Genomic DNA, 21577 nt, shown 5'->3' on the forward strand with positions numbered 1-21577 from the left:
GGTGAGCCTAACCTGACTTCGCCCAGGGCGACTTCCGACCGTGAGTGTGGGGGCGCACTTTGGGCGCATTCGGAGTGCTGTGGGGGCGCGCTGGGGCTCACTCGGGGAGTGGCTGCGGCGGCCGAGCTCCTACGTAGTGACCGCTCGGGCGCATGCGCAGCGGGCGTTCCGCGTACTCCTCCAGGGTGTGTGCGATCCATCCTGCTGTTCGGGCGACGGCGAAAACCGTCTCCCCGGCGGAGGCGGACATGCCGGAGGAGACCGTGAGGACGGCCAGTGCCAGGTCGACATTGGCGTGCAGGGGAGTGTGCCGGGCCGTGGTGGTCACGATGTCCTGGGCCGCCGCCAGGGCGGGCGCCGCGCCCGGGACCTCCTCCAGGAGGGCGAACAGGGCACGCGCGCGTGGGTCCTCGCCGGGGTAGAGCCGGTGGCCGAGCCCGGGGACACGGCGTCCGGCGCGCAGCTCGTCGGCGACCACGGGGACCGCGGTGCCCTGGTCGAGGACGTCGAGGAGCAGCCGGTGGGCGAGGCCGCTGGCCGCGCCGTGCAGGGGGCCTTCGAGCACGCCGAGGCCCGCCGAGACGGCGGCGTACGGGTGCGCCCGCGCCGAGGCGGCGACCCGCACCGCGAGCGTCGAGGCGGCCAGATCGTGGTCGACGAGCAGGCCGAGTGCCGTGTCCAGCACACGCAGTGACGCCCCGTCGGGAGTCCTGCCGGTGAGGCGTCCCCACAGCCGGTGGGCCAGCGGGCCTTCGTCGCGATGGTCGTGACGCAGGGGCGGGAGGGCGGCGACGAGGGTGGGGATGAGGGTGCGCGCGGTGCCGAGGACGGCGCTCTCCGAGAGGTCGAAGCGCAGTGGATCGGCGGCCGAGGAGGCGATCGCGGCGACCCGGAGCCGATCCGTGGGGCCGCTGTGCTCGGGCAGCGCGTCCACGGCGCGGCGGGCGGCGGTGACGGACGCCTCCGGGGCGGTGAACGTGACGCCGGGGCGCAGCTGTCCGGTCCACAGCCATTCGGCGATCTCTTCGTAGGAGTGACGCGCGGCCAGTTCGGTCGCGTCGACGCCTCGGTAGTAGTACCGGTCCTTGTCGATGAGAGTGATGCGGGTACGGACGGACAGCTCGCCGCCGGTGCTCGAACTCCCGCTGGAGTCCCGCCTGTTGCGCCGGGCGAGTGCCTCCACCTCCTTGGCGTCGAAGGTGCTGCCCCGGCCTCCGGGGTCGCGTCGGCTGCCGAGCTGACCGCGGCTCACATACGCGTACACGGTCTCGGGCTTCACGCCGAGCAGCTCGGCGGTCTCCCTGGTGCTGAGCCGCCGGCCTTCGTGGCCTCCGCGTCCTCCCGGTCCTTCGTGTCCCTCGCGTCCTTCGTGCGTCGACCCTGCCGGTTCGTGATCCCTCATGGACGCCACCGTATCCGTGTATCGGCATATTGATCCAATCAATATTGACACCGATCCAGTCAAGCATGGACAGTCGAATCAAGTTCAGGGAGGAATGCATGCCGAACAACCCGGCCGCGACCGCACCGTCCATCACCCCTGTCGACGTACCGAGAGGACTCTCGGGCGTCGTCGTCACCGACACCGCACTGGGTGACGTCAGGGGGCGAGAGGGCTTTTACCACTACCGCCAGTACTCGGCCGTCGAACTCGCGCAGACCCGCGGGTTCGAGGACGTCTGGCATCTACTGGTCCACGGTGAACTGCCGGACGCGGCGCGCGGTGCCGCCTTCGCCGCGCGGACCGCGGCACTGCGTGGGCTGCCGGAGGAGGTGCGCGTGGCGCTGCCGGCGATCGCCGCGGCGACCGGACCGTCCGGACCGCTCGCGGGACTGCGGACCGCGTTGTCGCTGCTCGGGGCGTCGTTGGGGTTCCGGCCCGTGTACGACATCGACGTCGACCGGCGTCGCGCGGACACGCTCGCGGCGTGCGCGGCCGCGCCGACGCTGCTCACCGCGCTGTATCGGCTCGGGCGGGGGCTGGAGCCGGTGGAACCGCGTGACGACCTGCCGTACGCGGCGAACTACCTCTACATGCTGACGGGCTCGGAGCCGGACCCGGCGCGGGCCCGGGCGGTCGAGCAGTACCTGATATCAACTATTGATCATGGATTCAATGCGTCAACCTTCACCGCGCGGGTGATCGCGTCGACAGGGGCGGACGTGGCGGCGTGCCTGGTGGGCGCGGTCGGGGCGCTGTCGGGCCCGCTGCACGGTGGTGCGCCGAGCCGGGCCCTGGACACCCTCGACGCGATCGGTACTTCCGACCGCATCGACTCCTGGATCCGTGAACGAGTCCTCGCGGGCGATCGCATCATGGGCTTCGGACACGCGGTGTACCGCACCGAGGACCCCCGCTCCCGCATGCTCCGCGGTATCGCCCAGCAGTTCGGCGGTTCTCTGGTCGATTTCGCCGTCGAGGTCGAACACCGGGTGGAGGCGATCCTGGCCGAGCTGAAGCCCGGCCGAGAACTCCACACCAACGTGGAGTTCTACGCGGGCGTGGTCATGGAACTCTGCGGCCTCCCACGGGAGATGTTCACCCCCACCTTCGCCGCGGCCCGCGTCGTCGGTTGGAGCGCCAACATCCTGGAACAGGCGGAGGACCCGAAGATCATCCGTCCGGCGGCACGGTATGTGGGGCCGGTTCCACCGGTGGCGGTTCCGGTGGCCGGCTGACGCGATCCAGTGTCGTGACACGTGAAGGGCCCGGCATCACGTCGATGCCGGGCCTGGACGTCATGGCCCAAGGGGTACCGGGCGGAAATCCGACCTTCAGTTGCCCGTGATCGGTTCCTGGGGCCGTGCCTGGATCAATTCCTGGAAGAGTTCCCGGCGGCGGTGACGTCAAGCATCAGGGATGTCCTTCTTCGCGCGGAGCAGGGTCTCGCGCGTGATGATGACGATCCGCTCATAGTCGGCTCGTGCGGCGTCGGGCGGAAGCTCGGGGTCGAGTTCCTTGGTGGCCTCGCGCCCAATGACAGCGAAGCTGCCGTCACTGAGTTCGAAGATGTCGGGGCACGACTGGCCAGTGGCGCTGCCGCGCTCGCGTGGTGTAGCCCCGACACGTCGCACGATTTTCACGGAGTGGTACCAACCTTATGGCTCGGACTGATGGGTGCCTCCGAGCCGCGGGTCCTCGGAGCGTGACTGACTCCGAGCGGAGATGTTCGTCGGAGGCAAGAGATCTGTCTCCGAGCGCAGGGTGTTCGTCGGAGTGCCCGTAGACCGGGCAGGCGACAATTTAGCGCTTCTTGTTGCCCATGGTGCGCAAAGCAACCAAGCAGTCGAGTGAACTTCGGCATCTCCCCTTGACGAAAAGTAGCATTGGGGTGATACGTACGCATCGAGATCACGGGCGGCGCACTCCCCGCGCGTGCGGGGTGTCCGGCTCACGCCTCCCATCGATGCGTGGTGGCCTGCGGCGTCATGTCCGATGCCGGAACACCTTTCCACGACTGCCACGGCGTATGTCGTGATCTCCACGGAGTGGTACCGACCTCATGGTTCGGAGTGCTGGGTGGCTCCGAGTTGTGGGGTCCTCGGAGCGTGGCTGAGTCCGAGCGGAGATGCTCGTCGGAGGCAAGGTGTCTCCGAGCGCAGGGGTGTTCGTCGGAGTGCCCGGAGGTCCGGACGGGCGACAACATATCGGCTCCTGTTGCCCGCGGTGCGCAAGGTGACACTGGGCAGCGGAGTGCACGTCGGCATCGTCCGTTGGCGGCATGCGAGAGCCGTGTGCGGGGCGCGCCAGGGGTCACGGCGTCTCTTCGTCGGGCTCGCCCACGACCCACCATTCGTCGGTGTCGGAATCCGTCTGATCCTGGATCAGGCTGTCCATCATCCGGCCCAGTTCGGCCTCTTTGGAGGAGTCGGGCAGGCTCTTGCGGTGGTGCTCCGTCGCCTCCCAGTACGCCCGGAAGATCTGGTTCTGGCACATGATGCGGAAGTGGCCGTGCAGCTCCGCACGCGTCAGAGCCCCGATCCGGTGGAAATACAGGGCGTTGATGTAGAGCGCGTTGGCGAAGAGGTACTGCCGCTGCTCCTCGGAGCTGATCTCCGTCTCGTACGTGTTCAGGACCGCGGCGAGGGCGGGATCGTCCATGGCCTTGCACAACAGATCGAAATGGAGCCGGTGCTGCTCGGTGAGCACGGCGCGCCTGCGCTGCCGTGAGCTGCGTTCCGCGACGGCGTTGGCCGCGAGGGTGAGCTTGGCCCAGGCACCTGAGCCAAGCCTCCGTATCGCGGAATTCTGTGTGGCCATGTCAACCCCCGAATCAGGCGACCGTTCCGCCGGTCGTCGGTTGTGGGGCGACAGGGAGCGGACCGGCGAGCGGTGGGCGGCGCGCTTGCCGTCTCCCAGTTTTGCCGAGCGGCTCTGATCGGCGGGGAGGCGGAGAGGAGGCGCACGGAGGGAAGTGCGGGTTGCGTTTCCCGGCGCCATGCCCAACGTGTGCCCCGCGAGCGCCGCTAACAATCGTTCACTTCGCGGGGATTCCTCCCACTCGTATCCTTGGTCGGCAGCCATTTCCCGTACGAGCGCCGGTTTACGAGCCGTCCTCGTCCAAGAGCCGGTTCATGAGCCGGAGCACGCGTCGGTGTGAAAGAGGTCGCCCGTTGAGCCAGCCCAGCCCGCAGCAGGTCCCGATCGATCAGACCTCAGGTCGGGTCCTGATCGACCGGACCTCAGGTCAGGTCCCCATCGACCGGACCGCCGGTGACCAGGTCCACCTCGACGGAACTTCCGCCCGGCAGATCCCGGTCGTCGTCCTCGCCGGCTTTCTCGGCTCAGGCAAGACCACCCTGCTCAACCACCTCCTGCACCGCAGCGGAGGCAGCCGCATCGGCGCCGTCGTCAACGACTTCGGGGCGATCGAGATCGATGCGATGGCCGTGGCCGGGGCGCTGGGGGACTCCACCGTCTCGCTGGGGAACGGATGCCTGTGCTGCGCCGTCGACGCCAGTGAGCTCGACGAGTATCTCGGGCGGCTGACCCGGCCCTCGGCCCGTATCGACGTCATCGTCATCGAGGCGAGCGGCCTCGCCGAGCCTCAGGAGCTCGTGCGGATGGTGCTGGCCAGTGAGCATCCGCGGATCGTCTACGGCGGGCTCGTCGAGGTGGTCGACGCGGCCGAGTTCGACGGTACGCGCGAGAAGCATCCCGAGATCGACCGGCATCTCGCCCTCGCCGACCTCGTCGTCGTCAACAAGATCGACCGAGCCGAGGACGGCGAGCGCGTGCTGCGCACCGTACGCGGGCTTGTCGACCGGGCCGCCGTCGTGCCCGCCACCTACGGCCGCGTCGATCCCGACTTCCTCTTCGACTGCAGGCCGAGTGAGGAGCGCGTCGGGCAGCTGTCCTTCGACGACCTCCACCGGCACGACGAGAGCGGTCCCCAGGGACACCACGACCACCTGCACTCCGCCTACGAATCCCTCTCCTTCAGCTCCGAGGTGCCGCTCGGTCCCCGGGAGTTGATGGACTTCCTCGACAGCAGGCCCGAGGGGCTCTATCGCATCAAGGGCTACGTCGATTTCGGCGTCCAGGACAGGGACAACCGGTACGCCGTGCATGCCGTCGGGCGGTTTCTGCGCTTCTACCCGGAGCCCTGGGCTTCTGCCGAGGCGCGGCTCACCCAGCTCGTGCTGATCGGCTCCGGCATCGACACCTCGGCTCTGGCCAAGGAGTTGGAGGCGTGCGAAAAGGACGCCCCACACGCCGACGAACACAGCATGTGGGGCGTCCTTCGCTACGTGCAGGGCAGCCACGTACAGGACCGCTACCTGCAGGGCAGCCACGTACAGGACGAGGAGCCCGACGGTCCCGAAGAGACCGGCTGATCTACACCGGGCCCGCCACCACCGACACCGTCTTCGCCAGCGACACTCCCGAGCCGTCGCGGCGCGGGTCGATCTCCGGCAGCTCGGCCGGTGTGCCGTTCTTCTGTGCGGCCCGGGCCGGAAGCGCGCCCGCCCAGGCCAGCGAGAGGCAGTCCTCTCCCTTCAGGAACCGCTGGCAGCGCACGCCACCCGTGGCGCGGCCCTTGCGCGGGTACTGGTCGAAGGGCGTCAGCTTGGCCGTGGTCTGGACGGAGTCGTCCAGCGTGCCGCGCGAGCCCGCCACCGTGAAGACCACCGCGTCCACCGCCGGGTCGACCGCGGTGAAGGAGATCACCTTCGCGCCCTCGGTGAGCTTGATGCCCGTCATGCCGCCCGCCGCCCGGCCCTGCGGGCGGACCTGCGAGGCCTGGTAGCGCAGCAACTGGGCGTCGTCGGTGATGAAGACCAGGTCCTCCTCGCCGGTGCGCAGTTCGACCGCGCCCACGATCCGGTCGCCGTCCTTGAGGGTGATGACCTCCAACTCCTCCTTGTTCGAGGGGTAGTCGGGGACCACACGCTTCACGACGCCCTGTTCGGTGCCGATCGCCAGGCCGGGCGAGGACTCGTCGAGCGTCGTCAGACAGATCACCGCCTCGTCCGGCTCCAGGGAGGACAGGAACTCCGCGATCGGAGCGCCTCCGGAGAGGTTGGGCGCCGACGCCGTCTCCGGCAGCTGCGGCAGGTCGATCACGCTCAGCCGGAGCAGGCGGCCCGAGGACGTGACCGCCCCGATCTCGCCGCGGGCCGTCGCCGGCACCGCGGAGACGATCAGGTCGTGCTTGGTGCGCTTGGCGTCCTCGGCCTCCCCGAAGGGGTCGCCGTTGGCCGTACGGGCCAGCAGGCCCGTCGAGGACAGGAGCACCCGGCACGGGTCGTCGGCCACCTGGAGCGAGACCGTCGCGGCGGGGGTGCCCGCGGACTCCAGGAGCACCGTGCGCCGGTCGGTGCCGAACTTCTTGGCGACCGCGGCCAGTTCGCCGGAGACCAGCTTGCGCAGCTCGGCGTCCGAGTCGAGGATGCCGGTCAGCTCGTCGATCTCGCCGTTGAGCCGGTCGCGCTCCGACTCCAGCTCGATGCGGTCGAACCTGGTCAGGCGGCGCAGCGGCGTGTCCAGGATGTACTGCGTCTGGATCTCGGAGAGAGAGAAGTGCTCGATCAGGCGTTCCTTCGCCTGCGCCGAGTTGTCGCTGGAGCGGATGAGGCGGATGACCTCGTCGATGTCCAGGAGGGCGACGAGGAGACCCTCGACCAGGTGGAGACGGTCGCGCTTCTTGCTGCGGCGGAACTCACTGCGGCGGCGCACGACGTTGAAGCGGTGGTCGAGATAGACCTCGAGGAGCTCCTTGAGGCCCAGGGTGAGCGGCTGACCATCCACCAACGCCACGTTGTTGATGCCGAAGGACTCCTCCATCGGCGTCAGCTTGTAGAGCTGCTCCAGGACCGCTTCCGGCACGAAGCCGTTCTTGATCTCGATGACCAGGCGCAGTCCGTGCGAGCGGTCGGTGAGGTCCTTGACGTCGGCGATGCCCTGGAGCTTCTTGGCGTTGACCAGGTCCTTGATCTTGCTGATCACCTTCTCCGGGCCGACGGTGAAGGGCAGTTCGGTGACGACGAGGCCCTTGCGGCGCGCCGTGACGTCCTCCACCGACACCGTGGCGCGGATCTTGAAGGTGCCGCGGCCCGACTCGTAGGCGTCCCTGATCCCGGTCAGGCCGACGATCCGGCCGCCCGTGGGCAGGTCGGGGCCCGGCACGTACTTCATCAGCGTGTCCAGGTCGGCGCCCGGATAGCGGATCAGGTGGCGGGCGGCCGCGATGACCTCGCCGAGGTTGTGCGGCGGCATGTTCGTCGCCATGCCGACGGCGATCCCGGACGAGCCGTTGACCAGCAGGTTCGGGTACGCCGCCGGGAGGACGTCGGGCTCCTGCTCCTGGCCGTCGTAGTTCGGCGTGAAATCGACCGTGTCCTCGTCGATGGACTCGGTCATCAGTGACGTGGCGTCGGCCATCCGGCACTCGGTGTAACGCATGGCGGCCGGCGGGTCGTCATTGCCGAGCGAACCGAAGTTGCCGTGGCCGTCGACCAGCGGCAGGCGCATGGAGAACGGCTGGGCCAGGCGCACGAGTGCGTCGTAGATCGACGCGTCGCCGTGCGGGTGGAGCTTACCCATGACCTCGCCGACGACGCGGGCGCACTTGACGTAGCCGCGGTCGGGGCGCAGCCCCATCTCGTTCATCTGGTACACGATGCGGCGGTGCACGGGCTTGAGGCCGTCACGGGCGTCCGGCAGGGCTCGCGAATAGATGACCGAGTACGCGTATTCGAGGAAGGAGCCCTGCATCTCGTCCACGACGTCGATGTCGAGGATCTTCTCCTCGTACGAGTCGTCGGGCGGCGGGGTCTTCGTGCTGCGGCGGGCCATCGCTGCTGCGGCTCCTTCACAGTCTCTGCCGGGGCATGAACGGGTTCTGACGCGCACCATTGTGGACCGCCGCACTGACAACGCCGACCGCGACCCGTCCATAGGGGCTCCGCGGAGCCCGGTTCCGCTCGCTCACGGTGAACGGAAGTCCGGCCTCCCACCTCAGGAATTCTCGCTCTCGGCGTACGAGGCGCGGGAACTTCGCCACCGGTCGGCGCGCTTGCATACAGTGGCAGGACCGGCAGGAATTCTGCAGTTTCCGCGATCGAAGGGACGTACATGCCCATGGGTCACACGGCCACAGCTGAGGCAGGCTCCGGCGGCCTGACAGCGACCGAGCACCGCCTGGCCAACGGCCTGCGCGTGGTGCTCTCCGAGGACCATCTGACCCCGGTCGCGGCGGTGTGCCTCTGGTACGACGTCGGCTCACGGCACGAGGTCAAGGGCCGTACCGGCCTTGCTCACCTTTTCGAGCACCTGATGTTCCAGGGCTCCGGCCAGGTGAAGGGCAACGGCCACTTCGAACTGGTGCAGGGCGCGGGCGGCTCGCTCAACGGCACGACCAGCTTCGAGCGCACCAACTACTTCGAGACGATGCCCGCCCACCAGCTGGAGCTCGCCCTCTGGCTGGAGGCCGACCGCATGGGCTCGCTGCTGGCCGCGCTCGACGACGAGTCCATGGAGAACCAGCGGGACGTCGTCAAGAACGAGCGCCGCCAGCGTTACGACAACGTGCCCTACGGCACCGCCTTCGAGAAGCTGACCGCGCTCGCCTACCCCGAGGGCCACCCGTACCACCACACCCCGATCGGGTCGATGGCGGACCTGGACGCGGCGACCCTGGAGGACGCCCGCGCCTTCTTCCGCACCTACTACGCGCCGAACAATGCGGTGCTCTCCGTGGTCGGGGACATCGACCCGCGGCAGACGCTCGCCTGGATCGAGAAGTATTTCGGCTCCATCCCCGGGCACGACGGCAAGCCCGCCCCGCGCGACGGCTCGCTGCCCGAGGTCATCGGCGAGCAGCTGCGCGAGGTCGTCGAGGAGGAGGTCCCGGCGCGCGCCCTGATGGCCGCCTACCGGCTCCCGGAGGACGGCACGCGCGCGGCCGACGCGGCGGACGTGGCGCTCACCATCCTCGGCGGCGGCGAGTCGTCCCGGCTCTACAACCGGCTCGTACGCCGTGACCGCACCGCCGTCGCGGCCGGGTTCGGCCTGCTGCGGCTCGCCGGAGCGCCCTCCCTGGGCTGGCTGGACGTGAAGACGTCCGGTGACGTCGAGGTCCCGGTGATCGAGTCCGCCGTCGACGCGGAACTCGCCCGGTTCGCCGAGGAGGGCCCCACGGACGAGGAGATGGAGCGCGCCCAGGCCCAGTTGGAGCGTGAGTGGCTGGACCGGCTCGGCACGGTCGCCGGCCGCGCCGACGAACTGTGCCGGTACGCCGTCCTGTTCGGCGACCCGCAGCTCGCCCTGACGGCCGTACAGCGTGTCCTGGACATCACGGCCGAGGAGGTCCAGGAGGTCGCCAAGGCCCGCCTGCGCCCCGACAACCGCGCGGTGCTCGTGTACGAGCCGGTCGCTGCCGACACCACCGAAGAGGACGAGGAGGCGGCGAAGTGACCGAGCTCGCCACCATGGACTTCCACCCGCAGCCCCAGGCGGGTCAGCCCAAGCCCTGGGCCTTCCCGGCGCCCGAGCGCGGCACGCTGGACAACGGCCTGACCGTGCTGCGCTGCCACCGCCCCGGCCAGCAGGTCGTCGCCGTCGAGGTGCTGCTCGCCGCGCCGCTGGAGGCCGAGCCCGCGGGCCTCGACGGCGTCGCCACGATCATGGCGCGCGCCTTCTCCGAGGGCACCGACAAGCTCTCCGCGGAGGAGTTCGCCGCCGAGCTGGAGCGCTGCGGCGCCACCCTCGACGCGCACGCCGACCACCCCGGCGTACGGCTGTCGCTCGAAGTGCCCGTCTCGCGCCTGCCCAAGGCGCTCGGGCTGCTCGCCGACGCCCTGAGGGCACCGGCGTTCGCGGAGAGCGAGGTCGAGCGGCTGGTGCGCAACCGGCTCGACGAGATCCCGCACGAGACGGCCAACCCGGCCCGGCGTGCCGCCAAGGAGCTCTCCAAGGAGCTCTTCCCGGCGACCTCGCGCATGTCGCGCCCGCGCCAGGGCACCGAGGAGACCGTTCAGAAGATCGACTCGACCGCCGTACGCGCCTTCTTCGACAAGCACGTACGTCCCGCCACGTCCACCGCCGTGATCGTCGGCGACCTGACCGGCGTCGACCTCGACGCGCTGATCGCCGAGACGCTCGGCGACTGGACCGGTTCGTCCGCCGAGCCGCGCCCCGTGCCGCCGGTGGCCGCCGACGACACCGGCCGTGTGATCATCGTGGACCGCCCCGGCGCGGTCCAGACGCAGCTGCTCATCGGCCGTGTCGGCGCCGACCGGCACGACCGTGTGTGGCCCGCCCAGGTGCTCGGCACGTACTGCCTCGGCGGCACCCTCACCTCGCGCCTGGACCGCGTCCTGCGCGAGGAAAAGGGCTACACCTACGGTGTGCGGGCGTTCGGCCAGGTCCTGCGCGCCGCGCCGGACGGAACCGGTATCGCGATGCTCGCCATCAGCGGCTCCGTGGACACCCCGAACACCGGCCCTGCGCTCGACGACCTCTGGAAGGTGCTGCGCACCCTCGCCGCGGAGGGCCTGACGGACGCCGAGCGCGACGTCGCCGTACAGAACCTGGTGGGGGTGGCGCCCCTCAAGTTCGAGACCGCGGCGGCCGTCGCGGGCACGCTCGCGGACCAGGTCGAGCAGTACCTGCCGGACGACTACCAGGCGACGCTGTACCAGCAGCTCGCCGCGACCGGCACCGTGGAGGCCACCGCGGCCGCCGTGAGCGCCTTCCCGGTGGACCGTCTGGTGACCGTCCTCGTCGGCGACGCCGCGCAGATCCAGGAGCCCGTCAAGGCCCTCGGAATCGGTGAAGTGACCGTAGTTTCGGCGGAGTAGAGGTTCACGGAGCGGAGGTTCAGCGGCTCAGTGGGGGCCGGCTGTAAGCCGAGCCGCACGCGGAGCGGAAGAGCGTGACTCCGCAGGGCCCGGGTGACTGAAGAGTCGCCCGGGCCCCTTTTTGATCGGATTTCCGCTCGGGCTCTCGCTCGGACTTCATCCCCAAGATGTCCGTATTGGTAGGGAGGTTGCCCGTCTGCCCTGTGGCATGCACTACAAAAGCCGTGATCCGTTTGTTGTTTGAAAGACGCCCCGTCTAGCGTCGGTGCGGCTGTTCGTCAGGCAGTGCGCCGCGCCCGCGGCACCGGACAGTCATCGCCGAGTCCCCGTACGGCGCGAGCCAGGGGAGCCGGGGACCCACACGTAGTCCCTGGGGTGAATCGGACGCCCTCCCTGGAGGGGGTCCGTAGGAGACCTTCCTGCTCCGAACCCGTCAGCTAACCCGGTAGGCGAGAGGGAAGGAAAGGATCAGCCCCTACATGGCGTTCACCTGTGGCCCCGGGAAACACCGCCGTCCGAGCCGCGTGAAGCGCTCCACCACGAACGCCGTCGGCGTCGCCGCGCTCACCACGACCGGTGTCATCGGAACCCTGGCCGCCCCGGCACTCGCCGCGGACGCCTCCGTCGAGCAGACCGGGCTGACCCAGGCCATCACCCTCGGCGACAACGTCGCCGCCCAGATCGACGCGCAGGCCGTCGCCCAGAAGCGCGCCGCCGACGAGGCCGCCGCGCGCAAGAAGGCCGAGGAAGCCGCGCGCAAGAGGGCCGCCGAGGAGGCGAAGAAGGAACGCGAGGCCAAGGAGCGTGCCGCCCGCGCCGCCGAGCGCAAGCGCCTCAACACCTTCGTCCTGCCGATCACCGGCTCGTACATCTCCACCGGCTACAAGACCGGCGGCAGCCTCTGGTCCTCCGGCAGCCACACGGGCGTCGACTTCCACGCCGCCTCCGGGACCTCGGTCCACGCGGTCGGCTCCGGCACGGTCGTCACGGCCGGCTGGGGTGGCGCGTACGGCAACCAGATCGTCCTGAAGATGCACGACGGCACCTACACGATGTACGGCCACCTGTCGTCCATCGGTGTCTCCGTGGGGCAGACGGTCACCCCGGGCCAGCAGATCGGCCTGTCCGGCTCGACCGGGAACACCACCGGGCCGCACCTCCACTTCGAGGCCCGTACGACGGCGGAGTACGGCTCCGACATGGACCCGGTCGCCTATCTCCGCTCGCACGGCGTGAACGTCTGACGCTCGCACACCCCGAACGTCTGACGACCGGCGTCAACACTTCCGAAGCCCCGGCTCCCCCCAGCCGGGGCTTCGTCGTTTCGAACGACTGTCTGTCCAAAAAATATCCATGGATTCCGGCCCGCCATCGGAAATTCCGGTTCTCTGCAATAGAGTCACTGAACAAGCGTCAATCGACCGCGTTTCGCGGGGATTAAGGCGGAGGTCCGGTCATGCGCATTCCCGCGCACTCGGTATGCACGGCGATCCGTGACGACATCGTCGCGGGTGTCTACGAGCGCGGCAGCCGGCTCACCGAGGAACTGCTCGCGCGACGCTACGGCGTCTCGCGGGTCCCCGTGCGCGAGGCCCTGCGCACGCTGGAGGCCGAGGGCTTCGTCGTCACCCGTCGGCACGCGGGCGCGTGCGTCGCGGAGCCCACCGAGCAGGAGGCCGCGGACCTCCTCGAGATGCGCATGCTCCTGGAGCCGCTGGGCGCCGCGAGGGCCGCTCAGCGGCGCACCGAGGCCCACCTCAAGGTGCTTCGAGGCCTGGTCAGACTGGGGCAGGAGCGGGCCAGGAGGGGGAACAGCGAGGATCTGCGCTCGCTCGGCGGCTGGTTCCACGAGACTCTCGCACAGGCCTCCGGGAGCCCCGCGCTGACCTCCACGCTGGCCCAGCTGCGGCACAAGATCGCCTGGATGTACGCGGTCGAAGCGCCGGCCAATCCGGCGGAGTCCTGGGCGGAGCACGGCGGGATCGTGGACGCGGTGGCGCGCGGCGACAGCGAGCGGGCGCGGGCCGTCACGGCGCTGCACGCCGAGCGTGCGACGGTCGCACACCGGCTGCGTTTTCCCGGCGGGGGAGATCGTCCGGAGCGTGTGAGGACTTCGCAACATCCCGTAAACATGACGGGCGTGCGTCATTAACACCGGCGCCGTATACAAAGAGGGGTAATTCGCGGGGGATTATTTCTGCTGCCCGCAATTGGAAAAGCGAAGGGCCCGCCCGATGTTTTCAGGCGAGCCCTTCGAATGCGTGCGGGGCGGGGTCTTTTGGTGCGAAGACCACTCCCGCCATCAATTGAGGAACCCCGCTCGGGGGCTCTTTCTCAGACGGTCTCGGGGAGCTCCTCGAGACCCTCCGCCACCAGCTTCGCCAGCCGGTCGAGCGCGGCGTCCGCACCCTCGGCGTCCGAGGCGAGGACGATCTCCTCGCCGCCCTGGGCGCCCAGGCCGAGGACCGCCAGCATGGAGGCCGCGTTGACGGGGTTGCCCTCCGCCTTGGCGATCGTCACGGGGATACCGGAGGCCGTGGCCGCCCGGACGAAGATGGAGGCGGGACGGGCGTGGAGGCCCTCGGCCCAGCCGACGTTGACGCGGCGCTCAGCCATGTGATGCTGCCCTTCAGGTGTTCAGGGTTGTCTAGACCAGTGTTCCACAACGTGAAGCGAGCCCGGGCAGGGTCTTGTTCCCGTCCCGAACTCCGCGTCGGATCCCGGCCTGGATCCGACTTCGGTGCCCCTAGCCTGCCTCGCGCCGTTGTCGGACGCGAGCCGTACTCTGGGGCCCATGCAGACCTCGTCGGACCGGCACGAGTACCCCTCCCACTGGGAGGCCGACGTGGTGCTGCGCGACGGCGGCACCGCCCGCATCAGGCCCATCACCGTCGACGACGCCGAGCGGCTGGTGAGCTTCTACGAGCAGGTCTCGGACGAGTCGAAGTACTACCGCTTCTTCGCGCCCTACCCGCGCCTGTCCGCCAAGGATGTCCACCGCTTCACGCACCACGACTTTGTGGACAGGGTGGGACTCGCGGCCACGGTCGGCGGCGAGTTCATCGCCACCGTACGCTATGACCGTATTAATGCCGATGGTCGGCCCGCCTCGGCACCCGCGGACGAGGCCGAGGTCGCCTTCCTCGTGCAGGACGCCCACCAGGGCCGCGGCGTCGCCTCGGCCCTCCTGGAGCACATCGCGGCCGTCGCCAGAGAGCGGGACATCCGCCGTTTCGCCGCCGAGGTACTGCCCGCCAACACCAAGATGATCAAGGTGTTCACGGACGCCGGGTACCAGCAGAAGCGGCACTTCGAGGACGGCGTCGTACGCCTGGAGTTCGACCTCGAACCCACCGACCGCTCGCTCGCCGTGCAGCGCGCGCGGGAGCAGCGCGCCGAGGCGCGGTCCGTGCAGCGACTGCTCGCGCCCGGCTCGGTCGCCGTCATCGGAGCGGGCCGCAACCCCGGCGGGGTGGGACGCAGCGTCCTCGACAACCTGCGCGCGGCCGGTTTCACCGGGCGGCTGTACGCCGTGAACAAGGCACTCCAGGAGAAGGAGCTCGACGGCGTCCCGGCCCACCGCTCCGTCCGCGACATCGCCGAGCCCGTCGACCTCGCGGTCGTCGCCGTGCCCGCGCCGTACGTCCCCGAAGTCGTCGCGGAGTGCGGCGAGCACGGGGTACAGGGCCTCGTGGTCGTCTCCGCCGGGTACGCCGAGAGCGGCCCCGCCGGACGCGAGCGCCAGCGCGCACTCGTCCGCCAGGCGCGTACGTACGGGATGCGCATCATCGGACCGAACGCCTTCGGGGTCATCAACACCTCCCCCGAGGTGCGCCTCAACGCCTCGCTCGCGCCCGAGATGCCGCGCCCCGGGCGGATAGGCCTGTTCGCCCAGTCCGGCGCGATCGGGATCGCACTGCTCTCCCGGCTGCACCGGCGCGGCGGCGGCGTCACCGGCGTGACCGGAGTGTCCACCTTCGTCTCCTCCGGGAACCGGGCGGACGTGTCCGGCAACGACGTACTCCAGTACTGGTACGACGACCCGGACACCGACGTCGCCCTGATGTACCTCGAATCCATCGGCAACCCGCGCAAGTTCACCCGGCTCGCCCGGCGGACGGCGGCCGCCAAGCCGCTGGTCGTGGTCCAGGGCGCGCGGCACGCCGCCGCTCCCCAGGGGCATGCCGTACGGGCCACCCGGCTGCCGCACGCCACCGTGTCCGCGCTGCTGCGGCAGGCCGGGGTGATCCGGGTCGACACGATCACCGAGCTGGTCGACGCGGGGCTTCTGCTGGCCCGCCAGCCGCTCCCCGCCGGACCCCGGGTGGCGATCCTCGGCAACTCGGAGTCCCTGGGGCTGCTGACGTTCGACGCGTGCCTCGCCGAAGGACTGCGACCGCTTCCGCCGCTGGATCTGACCACGGCGGCCTCGGCGGAGGACTTCCACCGGGCGCTGACGAAAGCCCTCGCCGACGACAGGTGCGACGCCGTGGTGGTGACCGCCATACCGGCCGTGGGGGAGACGTCGGCCCAGGACGAGGCCCTGGCGAAGGCCCTCCGATCGGCCTCGGCCTCGGCCCCGGCGAAGCCGGTGCTCGTGGTGCACGTCGAGCTCGGCGGGCTCGCGGAGGCCCTGTCGGCGGCGGCCAGCACCGCACCACAGGCGGCGTCCACGGCGCCCGGCGCGGGCCAGGCACCCCGTCCCGCCGAACGCCCGGCCACCGCGGTGAGCGGCCCCTCGGAGGCGAGCCCCCGGCTCATCCCCGCCTACCCCGCCGCCGAGCGCGCCGTCCGCGCCCTCGGCGAGGCCGTGAAGTACGCCCAGTGGCGGCGCGAGGTGGCCGACCCCGGCAAGGTCCCCGAGTACGAGGACATCGACGAGAAGGGCGCCGCCGAGCAGATCGACGAGCTGCTGTCCCGGGGCTCGGGACTGACGCTCGCCCCCGAGGACGCCTGCGTGCTGCTCGGGCGGTACGGCATCGACGTACACCGGGCACTGCCCGCGCCGACACCCGACGAGGCCGCGGCGGCCGCGCGCACCCTCGGTTACCCCGTGGCCCTCAAGACCACCGCACCGCACCTGAGACACCGCGCCGACCTGGGCGGCGTACGCCTGGATCTGACGGACGAGGCGCAACTGAGGAGGGCGTACACGGAGTTGACCGACCTCTTCGGAACGCCGGAGGTGCTGCGCCCGGTCGTGCAGGGCATGGCGCCGCGCGGGGTCGACACGGTCGTACGGGCCGTCATCGACCCGGCGGCCGGAGCGGTGCTCTCGTTCGGCCTGGCCGGTGCCGCGTCGGAGCTGCTCGGGGACACCGCACACCGGCTGGTTCCGGTCACCGACCGGGACGCGAGCTCGCTGGTCCGGTCGATCCGGACGGCGCCGCTCCTGTTCGGCTGGCGCGGCTCGGCGCCGGTCGACACCGTGGCCCTCGAAGAGCTGATGCTGCGCGTCTCGCGGCTGGTCGACGACCACCCGGAGGTCGTCGCCGTCTCCCTGGAGCCGGTGGTGGTCGCCCCGCGCGGCCTGAGCGTGCTCGGCGCCACCGTGCGGCTGGCCCGCGCCCCCGTCCGCGACGACCTCGGCCCCCGCACGCTTCCCGTGGTCTGAGCCGTACCGGTCCCGTGGTCTGGCCGTACCGGTCCCGTCGCCTGAGCCGTGCCGGCCCGTCGTCCGAGCCGTACCGGTGCCCGCCGCCGTCGAGGATTCGTTCTGATCCGTCCACGACAGACACCCGCGAGCGGTGCCTCGCAGTCAGTGGGCCACCGTAGGATGGACGTCATGGCCAAGACCAGTACGACGACCCAGGGGCTGCGAGCGGCGATCGAGCGCAGCGGCTACTACCCGGCCCTCGTGGCCGAGGCGGTGGAGGCCGCGATCGGCGGCGACACCATCCGGTCGTACCTGGTCCACCAGGAGACGACGTTCGACGCCAACGAGGTGCGCCGGCACGTGACCGTGCTCGTCCTCACCGGCAACCGCTTCATCGTGAGCCACACCGACGAGCAGAACGCGGACACGACCTCACCGACGCCGTACGCCACGACCTCGACCGAGTCCGTGAAACTCGGCCGGATCTCGTCGGTCGTCGTCAGCCGGGTCGTCGCCAACCCCGAGTCGTACACGCCGGGCACGCTGCCCCGCGAGGTCGTCCTGACCATCGGCTGGGGCGCGGTCTCCCGCATCGACCTGGAGCCCGCGGCCTGCGGCGACCCCAACTGCGAGGCGGACCACGGCTACACGGGCAACTCGACGGCCGACGACCTGAGCCTGCGCGTCAGCGAGGCCGGGGACGGCCCGGAGACGGTGCGCCAGGCCCTCGCCTTCGCGCAGTCCCTCTCCGAGGCGACCGCGGACATCACCCGCTGATGGCGCTGCCCACCTGGGACCACCCGGAACCGCTGGCCATCGATTCCGCGCCCGTTCCCGAGTACGGCGCGGGCTCGCTCGCCGATCTGCTGCCCACGCTCGCCGCCGGCATGGGCGTTCCCGGCATGACCACCGCCATACCGGAACTGACCGAGGCCGACCGGAACTGCGTCTTCCTGATCGACGGTCTCGGCTGGGAGCAACTGAAGGCGCACCCGGACGAGGCCCCCTTCATGAGCTCCCTCCTCGGAAGCTCACGCGGCGGCACCGGCCGCCCGATCACCGCCGGCTACCCGGCGACCACCGCGAGTTCCCTGGCCTCCGTCGGCACGGGCCTGCCGCCCGGCGCGCACGGCCTGCCCGGCTACACCGTGCGCAACCCGAGGACCGGCGAGCTGATGAACCAGCTGCGCTGGAGTCCCTGGACGGAACCCCGCGCCTGGCAGCCGTACCCCACCGTCTTCCAGCTCGCGGACGCGGCGGGCGTGCACACGGCCCAGGTCACGTCCCCGACCTTCCAGAACACCCCGCTCACGAAGATCGCCCTGAGCGGGGGAACGTTCCACGGGCGGCTGTCCGGCGAGGAGCGCATGGACCTCGCGGCCGAACAACTGGCCGTCGGCGACCGCTCGTTGGTGTACACCTACTACGCCGAGGTGGACGGCAAGGGCCACCGCTTCGGCGTCGACTCGGACCCCTGGCGCGGCCAGCTGATGTACGTCGACCGCCTGGTCCAGCGCCTCGCGGAGCAACTGCCGCCGCGCGCGGCGCTGTACATCACCGCCGACCACGGCATGATCGACATCCCCTTCGACGAGCAGCACCGCATCGACTTCGACGAGGACTGGGAGCTGCGCGCGGGAGTCGCCCTGCTGGGCGGCGAGGCCCGGGCCCGGCATGTGTACGCCGTCCCTGGTGCCGAGGCGGACGTCCTGACCTGCTGGCGCGAGGTCCTCGGCGAGCAGTTCTGGGTGGCTTCACGCGACGAGGCGATCGCGGCGGGCTGGTTCGGGCCTCAGGTCGACGAACGGGTGTATGCCCGGATCGGCGACGTCGTGGCGGCGGCCTGCGACGACGTCCTGATCGTCGCGACCGAGCGGGAGCCGAAGGAGTCGGCGATGGTCGGCAACCACGGTTCGATGGCACCGGTGGAGCAGCACGTTCCGCTCCTGGAAGTACGTACCTGACCCCTCCCCGCCCGTCGCTCCTCCGCCCGCCTCCCTTCTTGTCGAAAGGTGCTCAACTCCCCATGCCCGAGCTGGTGTTCTTCTCCGGAACGATGGACTGCGGGAAGTCGACGCTGGCTCTCCAGATCGAGCACAACCGCTCGGCCCGGGGCCTGCAGGGCATGATCTTCACGCGTGACGACCGCGCGGGGGAGGGCAAGCTCTCCTCGCGCCTCGGCCTGGTCACGGACGCCGTGGAGGTCGCGGACGACCAGGACCTGTACGCGCACCTCGTCCACCATCTCTCCCAGGGCGGCCGGGCGGACTACGTGATCGCGGACGAGGCGCAGTTCCTGGCCCCCGGCCAGATCGACCAACTGGCCCGGGTGGTTGACGACCTGGGGGTCGACGTCTTCGCGTTCGGCATCACCACCGACTTCCGCTCCAAGCTCTTCCCCGGCTCCCAGCGCCTCGTGGAGCTCGCCGACCGGGTCGAGGTCCTCCAGGTCGAGGCCCTGTGCTGGTGCGGCGCCCGTGCCACCCACAACGCCCGCACGATAGGCGGCGAAATGGTCGTCGAGGGCGCCCAGGTGGTCGTCGGCGACGTCAATCAGGCGGAGGACATCGGTTACGAGGTCCTGTGCCGTCGACACCACCGGCGCCGGATGACGGCGGCGACGGCCCGCGCGGGCGCCCTCTCGCCCGACGTACTGCCGATCGCCTCCGCCTGACGCTCAGCGCGCAGCGTGGGTCATCGCTCGGTGCGGATCACCGAGAACACCGCGCCTTCCGGGTCCGCCACCGTGGCCACCCGTCCGTAGGGCGAGTCGTGGGCCGCCTTGAGGAGGTGTCCGCCGAGGTCGGTGGCCTGGGCGACGGCCTCGTCCACGTCCGCGACCTCGAAGTACGTCAGCCAGTGCGCGCCGCGGTCGCGGGGCAGGCCGTGGCCGACGCCGTGAATGCCTGCCACCGGGCGGCCGTCGATGTGCAGGGTCATGTAGTCGAAGTCGGCCGAGACCACCGGCTCCGGCTCGTGTCCGAAGACCCCCTGGTAGAACTTGACGACGCTCTCGGTGTCGCGGGTCACCAACTCGATCCAGGCGGGGGTGCCGTGCACCCCGTGGAGCGCCGTGCCCAGATGGGCCGCCGCCTGCCAGACCCCGAAGACGGCGCCCGTGGGGTCCGAGGCGATCAGCAGCCGCCCGGCCTCTCCGGCGTCCAGGGGACCCACGCCCACGGTGCCGCCGCAGTGCCGTACCGACTCGGCGGTGTGGTTCACGTCCTCCGAGGCGAAGTACGGCGTCCAGGCGATCGGCAGATGCCGGTCGGGTGGCATCTGGCCGATTCCCGCCACCTCGTGGCCGTCGAGCAGGGCCCGCGCATACGGGCCGAGCTGCCGCGGGCCCGGTTGGAACTCCCAGCCGAACAGCTCTCCGTAGAACTCCTGGGTCGTGGCCATCCCGTGCACCATCAGGCTCACCCAGCAGGGCACGCCGGGTGCGTGCCGAGCGTTCGTGGTGCCGTTCGGGCCGGCCGACTCCCGTGCCTCGGTCATCGTCACTCTCTCCTCGGCCCCTCGCGGTGGCCGTTCACCTTCCGCCTACCAACACGCGTATCGCAATCGCGCGCGTGCACGCCCCGTGCCGATGCTCGCACCACCCGTCACCCTGCGCGCCCCGGCGGCGCCATCGTGTAGTGGTCCACTGCCGGAGAATGCCCGATGAGCCGTTTCCCATCCGTTTCCGCGCGATTGCCGGGGAGTGTCCATCGGTTGTACAGCATGTGCCCGATCCCGTACGCCCGGTGATCGGACCTGCCCGGCCGAGCAGAGTAGCCGGACCTGGACGCCGGGGCCACCCCTTCGCAAGGATGGTGGCCATGAACGCCATCATCTCCGCATCCGAACTCGCGAGCGACCTGGTGGGACCGAACCCGCCGGTCGTGCTCGACATCCGCTGGCAGCTCTCCACGGCGACGGCCGCCGGGGCCGCCCCCTTCGACGGCCGGGCCGCCTACGCGGCAGGGCACATCCCCGGCGCGGTCTTCGTCGACCTGGATGCCGAACTGGCCGGGGAGCCGGGCGAGGGCGGCCGCCATCCGCTGCCCGACCTGGAGGTCTTCGGCGAGGCGATGCGGGCCGCCGGGGTGTCCGCGGACCGGGATGTCGTCGTGTACGACGGGGGTGTGGGGTGGGCCGCCGCGCGGGCCTGGTGGCTGCTGGGCTGGACGGGGCATCCGTCGGTGCGCGTGCTTGACGGCGGGCTGGCCGTCTGGAGCGGGCCGGTGTCCTCGGAGGTCCCCGAGCCCGCCCGCGGAACCTTCGAGCCGGTCGCCGGCGCCCGGCCACTGCTGGACGCGGACGGGGCCGCCGCGCTCGCCCGTACGGGGCTGCTGCTCGACGCCCGGGCCGGTGAGCGCTATCGGGGCGAGGTCGAGCCGATCGACCCCGTGGGCGGGCACATCCCGGGCGCGGTCTCGGCGCCGACCACGGAGAACGTCACGGAGACCGGCGAGTTCCGGCCATCGAGCGAGCTCGCGGAGCGCTTCAAGTCCCTCGGCGTGACCGGCACTTCGGAGGTCGGCGTCTACTGCGGCTCGGGCGTGTCCGCCGCCCACGAGGTACTGGCGCTCGCCGTCGCGGGCATCCCGGCCGCGCTGTACGTGGGTTCCTGGTCGGAGTGGTCGCGGGACGGCGGCCGTCCGATCGCGGTGGGCCCCGACCCCCAGTAACGAC

17 protein-coding genes and 1 riboswitch are annotated in these 21577 nt (G+C 70.6%); of the genes, 11 read left to right on the plus strand and 6 right to left on the minus strand.

Going from position 1 to position 21577, the window contains the following annotated elements; all coding sequences use genetic code 11:
• Window positions 1-97: 97 nt before the first annotated feature.
• Entirely contained in the window at window positions 98-1402 is a 1305-nt protein-coding gene (locus FNV62_RS37160) for a citrate synthase (RefSeq protein ID WP_225900491.1), read from the minus strand.
• A gap of 98 nt (window positions 1403-1500) precedes the next feature.
• Here FNV62_RS37160 and FNV62_RS37165 point away from each other — a divergent pair, with 98 nt between their 5' ends.
• The gene (locus FNV62_RS37165) at window positions 1501-2679 is read left to right on the plus strand and encodes a citrate synthase/methylcitrate synthase (protein ID WP_054229907.1); all 1179 of its coding nucleotides are present in this window, start codon (window positions 1501-1503) and stop codon (window positions 2677-2679) included.
• Window positions 2680-2847: 168 nt separating this feature from the next.
• On the opposite strand, the gene FNV62_RS37170 is transcribed toward FNV62_RS37165, so the two are convergent.
• Both FNV62_RS37170 and FNV62_RS37175 read right to left on the minus strand, forming a co-directional pair.
• Window positions 2848-3084 carry a hypothetical protein gene (locus tag FNV62_RS37170; protein WP_054229908.1) on the minus strand — a complete coding sequence of 79 codons (237 nt, stop codon included), beginning with the start codon at window positions 3082-3084 and terminating at the stop codon, window positions 2848-2850.
• A gap of 670 nt (window positions 3085-3754) precedes the next feature.
• On the minus strand, window positions 3755-4261 hold the full coding sequence (locus tag FNV62_RS37175) for a DUF6082 family protein (protein WP_097286532.1): 507 nt from the start codon (window positions 4259-4261) through the stop codon (window positions 3755-3757).
• Between the two features lie 437 nt (window positions 4262-4698).
• Between FNV62_RS37175 and FNV62_RS37180 the strand changes: the two genes are divergently transcribed.
• Window positions 4699-5838 (plus strand): CobW family GTP-binding protein, encoded by a 1140-nt coding sequence (locus FNV62_RS37180; RefSeq protein WP_225900899.1) that lies wholly within the window; start codon window positions 4699-4701, stop codon window positions 5836-5838.
• A 1-nt stretch (window position 5839) separates the two neighbouring features.
• Here FNV62_RS37180 and FNV62_RS37185 read toward each other — a convergent pair whose 3' ends face one another.
• Window positions 5840-8299 (minus strand): DNA topoisomerase (ATP-hydrolyzing) subunit A, encoded by a 2460-nt coding sequence (locus FNV62_RS37185; RefSeq protein ID WP_097286534.1) that lies wholly within the window; start codon window positions 8297-8299, stop codon window positions 5840-5842.
• Between the two features lie 279 nt (window positions 8300-8578).
• Between FNV62_RS37185 and FNV62_RS37190 the strand changes: the two genes are divergently transcribed.
• The 4 genes from FNV62_RS37190 to FNV62_RS37205 all read left to right on the plus strand — a co-directional run bounded on the left by FNV62_RS37190 (window position 8579) and on the right by FNV62_RS37205 (window position 13456).
• On the plus strand, window positions 8579-9919 hold the full coding sequence (locus tag FNV62_RS37190; protein WP_063818518.1) for a M16 family metallopeptidase: 1341 nt from the start codon (window positions 8579-8581) through the stop codon (window positions 9917-9919).
• Window positions 9916-11304, plus strand: coding sequence for a M16 family metallopeptidase (locus FNV62_RS37195; RefSeq protein WP_060901135.1), 1389 nt, complete (start codon window positions 9916-9918; stop codon window positions 11302-11304). The genes FNV62_RS37190 and FNV62_RS37195 overlap by 4 nt, the downstream gene beginning before the upstream one ends.
• A 306-nt stretch (window positions 11305-11610) precedes the next feature.
• A riboswitch (cyclic di-AMP (ydaO/yuaA leader) is annotated at window positions 11611-11771 on the plus strand.
• Window positions 11772-11783: 12 nt separating this feature from the next.
• Window positions 11784-12548, plus strand: coding sequence for a M23 family metallopeptidase (locus FNV62_RS37200; protein ID WP_054229912.1), 765 nt, complete (start codon window positions 11784-11786; stop codon window positions 12546-12548).
• Between the two features lie 212 nt (window positions 12549-12760).
• On the plus strand, window positions 12761-13456 hold the full coding sequence (locus FNV62_RS37205; RefSeq protein ID WP_060901134.1) for a GntR family transcriptional regulator: 696 nt from the start codon (window positions 12761-12763) through the stop codon (window positions 13454-13456).
• A gap of 182 nt (window positions 13457-13638) precedes the next feature.
• On the opposite strand, the gene FNV62_RS37210 is transcribed toward FNV62_RS37205, so the two are convergent.
• Window positions 13639-13920, minus strand: a complete 282-nt coding sequence (locus FNV62_RS37210) for an HPr family phosphocarrier protein (protein ID WP_054229914.1) — start codon at window positions 13918-13920, stop codon at window positions 13639-13641.
• A 178-nt stretch (window positions 13921-14098) separates the two neighbouring features.
• Between FNV62_RS37210 and FNV62_RS37220 the strand changes: the two genes are divergently transcribed.
• The 4 genes from FNV62_RS37220 (at window position 14099) to FNV62_RS37235 (ending at window position 19574) form a co-directional block, all read left to right on the plus strand.
• Window positions 14099-16918, plus strand: coding sequence for a bifunctional GNAT family N-acetyltransferase/acetate--CoA ligase family protein (locus FNV62_RS37220; protein WP_143628407.1), 2820 nt, complete (start codon window positions 14099-14101; stop codon window positions 16916-16918).
• Window positions 16919-17089: 171 nt separating this feature from the next.
• Window positions 17090-17677: a DUF5998 family protein gene (locus FNV62_RS37225; protein ID WP_054229916.1), complete on the plus strand. Its 588-nt coding sequence runs from the start codon at window positions 17090-17092 to the stop codon at window positions 17675-17677.
• Window positions 17677-18864, plus strand: a complete 1188-nt coding sequence (locus tag FNV62_RS37230) for an alkaline phosphatase family protein (RefSeq protein WP_143603147.1) — start codon at window positions 17677-17679, stop codon at window positions 18862-18864. Before FNV62_RS37225 ends, FNV62_RS37230 begins: the two co-directional genes overlap by 1 nt.
• Before the next feature lie 62 nt (window positions 18865-18926).
• On the plus strand, window positions 18927-19574 hold the full coding sequence (locus tag FNV62_RS37235) for a thymidine kinase (protein ID WP_054229918.1): 648 nt from the start codon (window positions 18927-18929) through the stop codon (window positions 19572-19574).
• Between the two features lie 20 nt (window positions 19575-19594).
• On the opposite strand, the gene FNV62_RS37240 is transcribed toward FNV62_RS37235, so the two are convergent.
• Entirely contained in the window at window positions 19595-20398 is an 804-nt protein-coding gene (locus FNV62_RS37240; protein WP_054229919.1) for a VOC family protein, read from the minus strand.
• Window positions 20399-20721: 323 nt separating this feature from the next.
• On the opposite strand from FNV62_RS37240, the gene FNV62_RS37245 reads away from it, so the two are divergent.
• On the plus strand, window positions 20722-21573 hold the full coding sequence (locus tag FNV62_RS37245; RefSeq protein ID WP_143603148.1) for a sulfurtransferase: 852 nt from the start codon (window positions 20722-20724) through the stop codon (window positions 21571-21573).
• The last annotated feature ends 4 nt before the right edge of the window (window positions 21574-21577 follow it).

The organism is Streptomyces sp. RLB3-17, from assembly GCF_007113425.2.
Lineage (GTDB): Bacteria > Actinomycetota > Actinomycetes > Streptomycetales > Streptomycetaceae > Streptomyces > Streptomyces mirabilis_D.

Coding starts and splice junctions, on each gene's coding strand:
- FNV62_RS37225 (WP_054229916.1), top strand. CDS start 17,090: ATGGCCAAGACCAGTACGACGACCCAGGGGCTGCGAGCGGCGATCGAG.
- FNV62_RS37200 (WP_054229912.1), top strand. CDS start 11,784: ATGGCGTTCACCTGTGGCCCCGGGAAACACCGCCGTCCGAGCCGCGTG.
- FNV62_RS37205 (WP_060901134.1), top strand. CDS start 12,761: ATGCGCATTCCCGCGCACTCGGTATGCACGGCGATCCGTGACGACATC.
- FNV62_RS37185 (WP_097286534.1), bottom strand. CDS start 8,299: ATGGCCCGCCGCAGCACGAAGACCCCGCCGCCCGACGACTCGTACGAG.
- FNV62_RS37190 (WP_063818518.1), top strand. CDS start 8,579: ATGCCCATGGGTCACACGGCCACAGCTGAGGCAGGCTCCGGCGGCCTG.
- FNV62_RS37245 (WP_143603148.1), top strand. CDS start 20,722: ATGAACGCCATCATCTCCGCATCCGAACTCGCGAGCGACCTGGTGGGA.
- FNV62_RS37160 (WP_225900491.1), bottom strand. CDS start 1,402: ATGAGGGATCACGAACCGGCAGGGTCGACGCACGAAGGACGCGAGGGA.
- FNV62_RS37240 (WP_054229919.1), bottom strand. CDS start 20,398: ATGACCGAGGCACGGGAGTCGGCCGGCCCGAACGGCACCACGAACGCT.
- FNV62_RS37235 (WP_054229918.1), top strand. CDS start 18,927: ATGCCCGAGCTGGTGTTCTTCTCCGGAACGATGGACTGCGGGAAGTCG.
- FNV62_RS37220 (WP_143628407.1), top strand. CDS start 14,099: ATGCAGACCTCGTCGGACCGGCACGAGTACCCCTCCCACTGGGAGGCC.
- FNV62_RS37175 (WP_097286532.1), bottom strand. CDS start 4,261: ATGGCCACACAGAATTCCGCGATACGGAGGCTTGGCTCAGGTGCCTGG.
- FNV62_RS37210 (WP_054229914.1), bottom strand. CDS start 13,920: ATGGCTGAGCGCCGCGTCAACGTCGGCTGGGCCGAGGGCCTCCACGCC.
- FNV62_RS37165 (WP_054229907.1), top strand. CDS start 1,501: ATGCCGAACAACCCGGCCGCGACCGCACCGTCCATCACCCCTGTCGAC.
- FNV62_RS37230 (WP_143603147.1), top strand. CDS start 17,677: ATGGCGCTGCCCACCTGGGACCACCCGGAACCGCTGGCCATCGATTCC.